The organism is Acetobacter okinawensis JCM 25146, from assembly GCF_000613865.1.
GTDB classification, from domain to species: Bacteria; Pseudomonadota; Alphaproteobacteria; order Acetobacterales; family Acetobacteraceae; genus Acetobacter; species Acetobacter okinawensis.
Map to the genome: position 1 here is coordinate 1 of NZ_BAJU01000063.1, position 9704 is coordinate 9704.

9 protein-coding genes and 3 pseudogenes are annotated in these 9704 nt (G+C 56.3%); 6 read left to right on the forward strand and 6 right to left on the reverse strand.

The genetic code is table 11. The annotated features are described in order from the left end of the window. Positions 1–414 precede the first annotated feature (414 nt). Positions 415–1629, reverse strand: a complete 1215-nt coding sequence (locus JCM25146_RS14720) for an MFS transporter (RefSeq protein WP_025828961.1) — start codon at positions 1627–1629, stop codon at positions 415–417. A gap of 108 nt (positions 1630–1737) precedes the next feature. On the opposite strand from JCM25146_RS14720, the gene JCM25146_RS14725 reads away from it, so the two are divergent. From JCM25146_RS14725 to JCM25146_RS14745, 5 genes are all read left to right on the forward strand, one after another. Next, complete coding sequence (locus JCM25146_RS14725) at positions 1738–2376, forward strand: TetR/AcrR family transcriptional regulator (protein WP_025828963.1); 639 nt, start codon at positions 1738–1740, stop codon at positions 2374–2376. A 154-nt stretch (positions 2377–2530) separates the two neighbouring features. Continuing rightward, positions 2531–3292: an SDR family NAD(P)-dependent oxidoreductase gene (locus JCM25146_RS14730; protein WP_025828965.1), complete on the forward strand. Its 762-nt coding sequence runs from the start codon at positions 2531–2533 to the stop codon at positions 3290–3292. A gap of 31 nt (positions 3293–3323) precedes the next feature. Beyond that, positions 3324–3776 carry an SRPBCC family protein gene (locus tag JCM25146_RS14735; protein WP_025828967.1) on the forward strand — a complete coding sequence of 151 codons (453 nt, stop codon included), beginning with the start codon at positions 3324–3326 and terminating at the stop codon, positions 3774–3776. Then, the gene (gene bdcA / locus JCM25146_RS14740; RefSeq protein ID WP_025828969.1) at positions 3773–4486 is read left to right on the forward strand and encodes an SDR family oxidoreductase; all 714 of its coding nucleotides are present in this window, start codon (positions 3773–3775) and stop codon (positions 4484–4486) included. The genes JCM25146_RS14735 and bdcA overlap by 4 nt, the downstream gene beginning before the upstream one ends. A 48-nt stretch (positions 4487–4534) precedes the next feature. Continuing rightward, positions 4535–5425, forward strand: a complete 891-nt coding sequence (locus tag JCM25146_RS14745; RefSeq protein WP_025828971.1) for an aldo/keto reductase — start codon at positions 4535–4537, stop codon at positions 5423–5425. A gap of 18 nt (positions 5426–5443) precedes the next feature. On the opposite strand, the gene JCM25146_RS14750 is transcribed toward JCM25146_RS14745, so the two are convergent. Then, the gene (locus JCM25146_RS14750) at positions 5444–5908 is read right to left on the reverse strand and encodes a nuclear transport factor 2 family protein (protein ID WP_025828972.1); all 465 of its coding nucleotides are present in this window, start codon (positions 5906–5908) and stop codon (positions 5444–5446) included. Positions 5909–6016: 108 nt separating this feature from the next. Here JCM25146_RS14750 and JCM25146_RS14755 point away from each other — a divergent pair, with 108 nt between their 5' ends. Continuing rightward, positions 6017–6967 carry a GlxA family transcriptional regulator gene (locus JCM25146_RS14755; RefSeq protein ID WP_025828973.1) on the forward strand — a complete coding sequence of 317 codons (951 nt, stop codon included), beginning with the start codon at positions 6017–6019 and terminating at the stop codon, positions 6965–6967. 95 nt (positions 6968–7062) lie between these two features. On the opposite strand, the pseudogene JCM25146_RS20990 reads toward JCM25146_RS14755, so the two are convergent. The 4 genes and pseudogenes from JCM25146_RS20990 to JCM25146_RS23060 form a co-directional block, all read right to left on the reverse strand. Beyond that, positions 7063–7333 (reverse strand): annotated as a pseudogene (locus JCM25146_RS20990) (IS481 family transposase); the annotation flags it as partial. Positions 7334–7900: 567 nt separating this feature from the next. After that, positions 7901–8237, reverse strand: a pseudogene (locus tag JCM25146_RS23055) (transposase); the annotation flags it as partial. Between the two features lie 45 nt (positions 8238–8282). Next, positions 8283–9344, reverse strand: coding sequence for a TonB-dependent receptor plug domain-containing protein (locus JCM25146_RS19960; protein WP_051544314.1), 1062 nt, complete (start codon positions 9342–9344; stop codon positions 8283–8285). Then, positions 9341–9704: pseudogene (locus JCM25146_RS23060) on the reverse strand (TonB-dependent receptor); the annotation flags it as partial. The pseudogene JCM25146_RS23060 and the gene JCM25146_RS19960, both read right to left, overlap by 4 nt.

A 9704-nucleotide genomic window follows, 5' to 3' on the forward strand; every position in this document is an offset into this window, starting at 1 on the left:
GAACGAAGATGTTCTCGAATTCCGGAGAGATCAATCAGCCGGTCAATAGATCGAAGCAGGTGATTGTCTGGTACATGCTGCTCCAGGCTGAACCCATAAAACAGGGTTTCCTGAACCCCGGTTCGCTTACCCATCATCTGCCGACACTCCTTGACTGATGACGACTGAATCAGGAAGCAATGATTATTTCAAGAGCGACTTTTTCAACAGAATTGCCTCATCTCGGACATAAAGCGCTATCCCTATATTTTTAGTAGCGGACATTTTCGGGTAATCCCAATTTACGATCACCTAATATCCCGCCAACCATTCGGGTGATGAGTAAAAATCTTCTGACACCAACCATCGTTGACATAAATAGGTTATCCTTACCGCTGCGACGCGGTAACTCCACAACCCGCTTCTGTCGGATTTTTAGCTCCTGCTCCGATGCCCCAGCCTGTGGCCAGACCGAAATCCGTGGGACCGTGCCTGCCATGCGATCAGGAAGCCGACAGCGACTAGCCCGATTACCGCCCATGGGAATGACGCCGCACCCCATTTATTGAGTAGGACGCCACCCAGAAGGCTACCACCGGCTATGGCACTATTCCACGCCACGACATTCATCGACAGTGCGACATCCGCGCCATCGCCAGCTGCATCAGCGAGTGCGGTCTGGAGCAACGTCGCGGCCCCGCCGAATGTCAGTCCCCAAATGGTGACACCGATTATAATCACTGCAGGTGACGCTGATCCGATGGCGAAAGCCCCCGCCACGACCGCAAACATGGCCAGGCTGAGCAGGACGGACAGGCGCAGGGCATGATCGACCGTGCGGCTGGTCAGCCAGATACCGGCAAGGGCAGCGACCCCGAACAGCAGCAGAATGCGATCTGCCTGTCCCGCCAGTCCGGCAGATGTGACGAACGGCACGATATAGGTGTAGAGAACATTGTGCGCGAGCATCCAGGCCATTACCACCCCCAGAACAGACCGCACGCCCGGCATGCCCAAAACATGCCGGAACGGCAGGCGCTCGTAATGCGCCGCCCCTGGAAAGTCAGGAACCTTCGCCAGAACCCATGCGATCAGCAGTATGGTCAGGCCCGACATGATCCAGAAGGCCACACGCCAGCCGACGACAGCGCCCAGCCATGTCCCGGCGGGCACCCCCAGTGACAGTGCAATCGGCGTGCCGACCATGGCAATCGCGAGGGCACGGCCCTGCTGGGCACGTGTTACCATCCGGCGTGCGTAGCCAGCCAGCAACGCCCAGGCGAGACCCGCCGCCGCACCCGCTCCGTACCGAGCCGCGAGGGTCGCGCCGTAATACGTTGAAAAGGCGGTAATGGAATTGAACACCATGAAGCCGATGATTGCCAGCAGCAGAACCTTCCTGCGCCGCCATCGCTGCGTGACGAGTGTCAGCGGGATCGCCCCACTCAGTGAGCCTATGGCATAAGCCGTCACCATCTGTCCTGCCAGCGCAGGAGAAATATGCAGACCCGCACTAGTCTCTGGCAACAGACCCGCTGGCAGAGTTTCGGTCATGATGCAGATAAAGCCGGTCATGGCCAGTGCGAGCAAGCCCGCGACAGGCAGGCGTTCATTGGAGTTTTGTAAGGGTAATGTTGTCTTCGGGGTCATGCGTCACTCATATACGGATCAATTGATACATATATATGGGAGTAGCATAATCTTGGCAATTATTTCTGGATCATTTAATATGGAAGTCTTTCGGATGGAGCATATAACATGGCGCGAACAGGGCGGCCCCGTGAGTTTGACCGCGACAAGGCGATTGACGCCGCCACAGCGCTTTTCTGGGCTCAGGGATATGAACCGACTTCCCTGGCTCAACTCAAGTCCTGCATGGGCAACATTTCGCCCGCGAGCTTCTATGCCGCGTTCGGCTCGAAGGAAGCCCTGTTCCGCGAAGTCGTGCAACGTTATCTGGAGACCTACGGACAGGTGATGGCACCCTTATGGGACGAGAGCCTGTCACCGCGCGATGCCATCGAACGGACATTGCGTGGTTCGGCGCGCATGCAGGCAACCCGCACGCACCCGGCCGGGTGTCTGGTTGTTTGTGGCGCCAGTAACTGCTCACCTGAAAACAAATCCGTCCAGGCGCTCCTCGAAGGGGAACGACAGCGCACGCGAACTGGCATCAGAGCTTGCGTGGAACGCGCCATCGCCAATGGCGAATTAAAAGCGTCCTCGGCGACAGATGTCCTGCCCGACATTCTCGTGACTTTTTTCCACGGCATGACATGTGAAACCCGGGACGGGATTATTTCAGATACTCTGGATGCAGCCGTCACGTCTCTCCTGACATTGTGGGATATCAACGCGGTGGAGCCAGGAACAGAGAAACGGTCAAAAAGGCGCTAAAGCACTAGAGAGACAAGGTTAGCCGACCCCGGCGTTCTATTCCGTATTGTTTGATCCATAAATTATTGACCCCAGCATTTGCTCATATTATGGATCGCCCAGTACGGAAATTATATTCCGGCCCACTCTCGTGTCTCGGAAAAGGAATCCGATTATGTGCACATCAAAAATCGCATTTGTCACGGGCGCCAATCGCGGCATCGGATACAGTATCGCGAAGCATCTGATCGCTTCGGGTATTAACGTGATCGGGACCTATCACACTAATGAAGCCGAGGCGAAAATCGCCGAAGCAGCGCTTGACGGAGAAAGCGCAAAACTGTGCATGCTGCGGCTGGATATTGCGAACCATACATCGTTCGCGGATTTTTCCGAGCAGGTCAAAACACTTCTCTCAAGTGAATTCGAGCAGAAAACACTGCACTACGTTATCCAGAATGCGGGCAATATCGTTCACACGCGCTGCGATGCAGCGACACCGGAACAGCTCGACAATCAGTACAACATCCACTTCAAGGGCCCCTACCTGCTGACGGTAGCACTCCTTCCGCTGATCCGCGATGGGGGCCACATTCTCAACATCACCTCTGCAGCAACACGCTTCTACCTGCCGGATCATGGTCCTTACGCGGCCATGAAAGCGGCAACCGAGGTCGTTTCGCTCTACATGGCAAAGGAACTCGGCGAGCGGGGCATTACGGTCAATGCCGTCGCCCCCGGTGCGGTCGCATCGGACTTCGGCGGTGGTCTGGTCCGTGACGATGCCACGATCAACCAGAGCCTGGCAGAGATCACTCCTCTGGGGCGAGTCGGACAACCCGACGACATTGGAGCCGCGGTACGTGCCCTTCTGTCTGACGACATGCGCTGGGTGAACGGTCAACGGATCGAAGTGACGGGAGGGCAGTCCCTATGACGGTCGGACAGACACAATCGGGAGCCACATCATGATCCATGTGATAGCCAGCAGCGTCATTCATGCCCCTGTTCCTGCTGTCTGGGGGCTAATCCGTGATTTCGGCACCCTTGGCAACTGGTTGCCGGGGGTGAAAACCTGCGTGATTGAGGGCGATGATGCCGGTGACCGTGTCGGCGCGATCCGCCGTCTTGAAATGGGTGATGTCGGCGTGATCCGTGAACAGCTTCTCGCACTATCCGACGTAGATCATGCGATGATGTTCTCGATTATCGAGTCTGCGCTGCCGATTAGAAACTATCGTTCCACGATCAGCCTTCTTCCTATAACGGATGGTGACCACACGTTCATTCAATGGCGGGGGCAGTTCGAGGCGCCCGTCGAACATGCGGCCAGTATGGAGGCCCGGATGCCGGTAGAGATTTATCAGCCAGCCTTCGAAAGACTGGCAGAAATTCTGGTCTCTCTGGAGACGCAGTCATGAGCGTTTTTGAAGGTAAATCCGTTCTCGTGCTTGGCGGCAGCCGCGGGATTGGAGCCGCCATCGTACGTCGTTTCGCTTCAGAGGGAGCGAAAGTCCTGTTCACGTATTTGTCTTCCCCGGGCGATGCTGAGGTTCTGGCAGCCGAAACCGGAAGCGAGGCTCTCCGCGCCGATAGTGGCGACCGGGACACTCTCATCGCGCTAATTGGCTCACTTGGTCCGCTCGACGTTCTGGTCGTCAATTCCGGCATTCTTGGCGCGGGAGATCCGCTTGACATGCCGCCGAATGACATCGACCGGCTGTTCCGTATCAATATCCACGCGCCTTATCATGCGGCCGTTGCTGCCGCACGCAATATGCCCGACGGTGGCCGTATTATCTTCATCGGCTCAGCCAATGCCGACCGTATGCCGATGAGTGGCCTTGCTGCCTATAGTGCCAGCAAATCTGCATTGAAAGGTATGTCCAAGGGACTGGCGCGTGATTTCGGGGCGCGCGGCATCACCGTCAATGTTGTCCAGCCTGGTCCCACTGATACCGACATGAACCCTGCCAAGGGTCCGCTAAAGGAGGTGATGCACGGTTTCATGGCGATCAGACGCCACGCCACGAGCGCAGAGATTTCAGGATTGGTAGTGTATCTTGCCGGGCCAGAAGCCGGCATCATCACTGGTGCAGCGTATAACATTGATGGCGGCTTCGCGGCCTGACGGAATGACTATTTCCAAGTCTCCCATTGGCAAAAAGGACCGAGGATTATGACCCATTCACCCTCCAGCGCCTCCCGATCAGGCACGTTCAAAGTAGGCGGCAATCTCGAGATCAGCCGCCTGGGTTTTGGTGCAATGCGCATCACCGGCAAAGGCATCTGGGGACCGCCTGCTGATCACGATGAAGCCATCCGCACGCTGAAGCATCTTCCCGAACTAGGTATCAATTTTATTGATACTGCGGATTCCTACGGACCCGACGTCTCGGAATGGTTGATCAGGGAGGCTCTGCATCCCTATCCCAAGGGCCTCGTCATCGCGACAAAGGGGGGCCTGACCCGTTCAGGGCCAGACATCTGGAAACCCGTCGGACGACCGGAATACCTGCTGCAGCAGGTGCATAAGAGCCTGCGCAATCTGGGCGTCGAACAGATTGATCTGTGGCAGTTGCACCGCATCGATCCGAGAGTCCCGGCGGACGAGCAATTCGATGCAATCCGGTCCTTCATCGATCAGAAACTGATCCGTGATGCTGGACTGAGCGAGGTATCCGTTGAGGATATCAAGGCAGCATCGAAGTTTTTCAAGGTTGCGACAGTCCAGAACCGTTACAATCTCGTCGATCGTACCAGCGAGGACGTGCTCGACTACTGCACGGCGCAGAACATCGGTTTCGTCCCGTGGTTTCCGCTCGCTGCCGGCGACCTCGCTAGGTCAGGGTCTATTCTGGGCACCATGGCGAAGAAATACGGCGCGGAGCCGAGCCAGATTGCCCTGGCCTGGGTCCTGAAACGCAGCCCTGTGATGCTGCCAATTCCAGGCACCTCCAAAGTCGCACACCTGAAGCAAAATGTCGCCGCTGCCGGCATCACGCTGTCTGACGAAGACTTCTCAGCTTTAGACGCAGAAGGCCGCAAGGCGTTCCAGTCAACGCCGTAGGGAAGCACTTTCGGACAGTCACAGCCCGAGCGCCGAAAGGCCGGGATGACTGTCCGGACGTCGCCCTGCTGCCCAGTGGAACAGACGGTCGGTGGCTGCAATGGGTTGATCGTTGATTGACGCGACACGGTATCGCATCAACCCTTCTTCATCGAAGGCCCAGTTTTCGTTCCCGTGAGACCTGAACCACTGTCCGGACTGATCCCGCCACTCATAGGCGAAGCGGACCGCGATCCGTTCGTCCTGAAAAGCCCAGAGCTCCTTGATGAGCCGATACTCCTGTTCTCGCTCCCATTTCCGCATCAGGAAAGTCACGATCTCTTCTTGCCCGCGAATGAATTCAGAGCGATTGCGCCACCGGCTATCGGGTGTATAGGCCTGCGCCACTTTTTCAGGATCCTGACCATTCCAGGCGTCTTCCGCGAGACGAACCTTCTGCATTGCGGTGTCGGCATTAAAGGGGGGAAATGGGGGCCGGGACATTAAGGACTCCGTCTCTTGTGCTACGATGGATCACAGACTGATCCGATATCTGTCAGTGTTTTCTGGAAGACCATTTGACGAAAGGACAATGATCCCTCATTTCAGGACATGCTCAGACAGATTGGTATTCTTCTCTATCCTGATTTCCAGTTACTCGACGCGGCCGGGGTGACAGCAACCTTTGAGATCGCCGGTAAGTTTGGGGGCGCTCCGTATGAGACAACGCCCCTATCTCGATATGGCGGTCTGGTCCGCTCGTCTTCGGGAATGGCGATTGAGACCATCCCTATCGCAACGGCTGGCTCTTGTGACACGCTTATTGTTGTCGGGGGCGAAGGTCACAAACAGGCCATGACCTGTCCGGAGTTGCAGGTTTTCCTACGATATCAGGCAGACACTGCACGGCGGATATGCAGCGTGTGTACAGGAACTTTTTTGCTGGCGGCGGCCGGACTGCTCGATGGACGCCGTGTGACGACGCACTGGCAACACGCCGAGGTCCTGAAAGCACAGTTTCCAGAAATCAGAGTCTCAGCAGATGCTATCTATGTCCATGATGGCCCGGTCTGGACGTCTGCTGGCATCAGCGCCGGCATCGACATGGCTCTTGCGCTGGTGACCGAAGATCTCGGGGCAGATATAGGGCGCCGTACGGCGCAGCAGATGGTGGTTTTCTATCACCGCCCCGGAGGACAGTCTCAGTTTTCGGCACTTCTTGAGATGGAGAGCCCGCAGGAACGTTTTGCCGAGCTTCTGGGATGGATCCGCTCTAACCTGAAACAGCGCCTGACCGTGGATACTCTCGCCAATCAGATCGGCATGAGTCCTCGAAATTTTTCACGTAGTTTCCGGGCCGCCGTAGGAATAAGTCCTGCCCGAGCAGTGGAACGATTGCGTCTGGAGGCCGCACGCGAGCGTGTTGAAGGATCGACGCTCCCCATCGAAACCATTGCTGTCATGACCGGGTTCCACGATCCCGAGCGAATGCGTCGTGCCTTCCTGCGTGAGTTTCACCAGCCACCTCAGGCTATGCGGCGAAATGCAAATACCACACACTAAACGTTTCTTAGCGAAGGGTAATGCAAGCGGAAAGCCCGTAGCACCATGCACAAAAATAGTTCTACCTTCTAGGATTAAGCTATGGCGATAGTCTTCAGTCCCTTATCTTTCAGGATACGCCAGATATTGTCCCGTTTCAGATGCGGCAGGAAATGTCGTACGACAAAGGTCAGATCATCCCGGTCAAAACCGGTAGAACGCCGGAGTTGATAGACAATGGCACGCTCCTCCTCCGAGGCTTTCCATGCCAGTTTCAGGGGACGGCTGCTGCGGTCCTGACAGGCGTCTGAACCACGCCTGCGCTGTTTCATCGCTGATCCCGTAACGTCTGGCCAGCACAGATGTCGGTTCCGAAGAGTATGCAATATCAACCCGGACGGCCGGTGTCGTGCGTGTCTATGGATGGATCTGCAGCATCATTCGCTCTCCCTGCAAACGGAAGAAAACCATGGCGCGTAACGCGGTATTGCTCACGCTACATCATCCCAATGACTCTCACGACCCGACAGCTAGTTGTATCTCGATGATCCGCTATGCACCGCGGATCCAGTGACACTGATTGGTGATAAACGCATGCCGAAAAGCGATCAGATCAAGATCACCGCCCGTAGCGCCTTCTCTGCTGTCTCTCGCGCGCCCCCCCTCCCAAGCGACGATAAGTCTCCTTGTCTGAGGTAAAAAATCCGGGCAAAAAGCTAATCGAAAAACCAGAATATGAGGATAATTCGCCAGAAACCGAGCTTTCCAGTCTCGCGGGATCCTGTGCTAACCACAGGTAACAAACTCGCTCATCCGCAGACCAGAAAGCAATTAAATTATGACATGCCGCCCAACTTACCGCTGGGTAGCCGCTTACACCTAATTCTGTTGAAAAAGTCTCTTGCTGTGTCTGACGGATCTGGGCTTGTGAGAAGTTTGATGCGTCTGTCTCCTTCAGGAGGCCCTCTGGAGGGAGATGACTGGCATCAGCTTTGCTTTTACGCAAGTTCTGGGCGGTTGCTGCAAGAAGGAACTCATCTCTGGTGCCATCTGGGCCTCGTAATCGCAGTCAATCCAGTTTGAGTATGCGTTTGAGATGCGCGAACAGCATCTCAAACTTTTTCCTCTGTCTTCGTGATGTCACGTAAGCATCGGTCTGGGCGATCTCCCGCGCCATATCACGAGCGCCTTCATGCACGGACCGCATAATCTTGCGAGCAGGTGTATTGGATGTGCAGCGCTGCCGGAATTCACATCCACTGCAATCCTTCACACTGGCTCGATAACGAATGAAGCACTCTCTCAGGACTTAACTGACGACACACCGTAAAAACTTTCAGAGTTTCAGGTTCAGGCGCAGATAATAAAAACCACCATCCTGCCCAAGCTGCTGGCTATAGGTGTCATACCGCGCGACATTGAGGTACGAGACCTCGGACGGCAGGCGTCGAGGGTAGGCATTACCCACATTGTTCGCCCCCAGCGCAATATGGAAGATGGGGGTTAGCTGGTAGCCCACCTCCAGGTTGGTGACCCAGCGGGGGCTGTTCACAAATTCCATGAAATTGTTGACAGAAAACGCACTGGGGCCAGTATAGTACGTCAACTGCGATGTCGTATGGCCGTAGCGGATTTCATGTATGCTGGCATCCCACCGGCCCAGCCGCCATGCCCCCCCAAAAATCAACTTGTTGGCCGGGTAGGCGGTGGTCAGATACGCCGCCTGCTGGGCGTTGACCAGAGAATTGCCGTGTGCATCGTGCCCGACATTGGTCAGGCTAGTGTGGGTGAAGTTAACGGCAGCATCCCACCGGACCTTGCCGTAGCGCCCGAAGTTGGTGTCATACGTGGCCGTTATGTCCATACCGCGGGTGCGGGTGCTGGCCCCGTTGGTAAAATACTGTGCCGATACCGCTTTCGGGTCGATACCTTCCTGAACGGAGGCCCCATCCAGCGCCAGCGCGGTCATGGCGTCGTGTCCGTTATAGGCCGCGCCATCAACAATTCTGTCCCTGACCGAAATCTGATAGGCATCCAGCGTAATATGCAGCGACCGCAGCGGATTGAGCAGAAAGCCTGCGCTGAAGTTGGTTGAACGCTCGGGCTTGAGCGCACTGGCCCCCAAGTAACGCGCACCGGGCGAGCTGACAGGCAACTGCGCGTTGGCGTAGCTGGGGCTGGTGACGATGTTGGCGTAATGCTCCTCCGCCAGAGTCGGTGCCCGAAAACCGTTGCTGACCGTGCCACGAATGGCAAAAAAGCGGTTGAAGTCATAGCGGGAGGACACCTTGCCGGTCTCGGTATCACCCACGTCGGTGTAATGCTCGAACCGGCCTGCAAAATCGACCTGCCATTTTGGCAGCAACTGCGTGGACACATCAATATAGCCCGCCGTCACATCCCTGCTGGCGTTAACGACATTGGCTGGCTCAGACCCTGGTACCCCTGCGATCCGGTATAAGCGTAGGAGGCGGCGTCCCCCTGTCCGATGGCATAGCTGTCGTAACGGTATTCCGCCCCCAGTGCCAAGTTGAGCGGCTTGGCCAGCAACGGCACGTTGAAGGACCGCCGCAGGTCAAAATTGGTTGTCCACTGGCTGTTGCTGAACGACCCGATGTGAAAGCGCTGCGGCGTGTAGCCCGTGGCATGGTAGAGGTCGATATTAGCTGAATTGTACAGGCCCAGACTATCGTGATCCTCACCATAGGTTGTGCTAAGGTCCCAGCTCCAGCCTGCCAGCTTTTTGCCTCGCACGCCT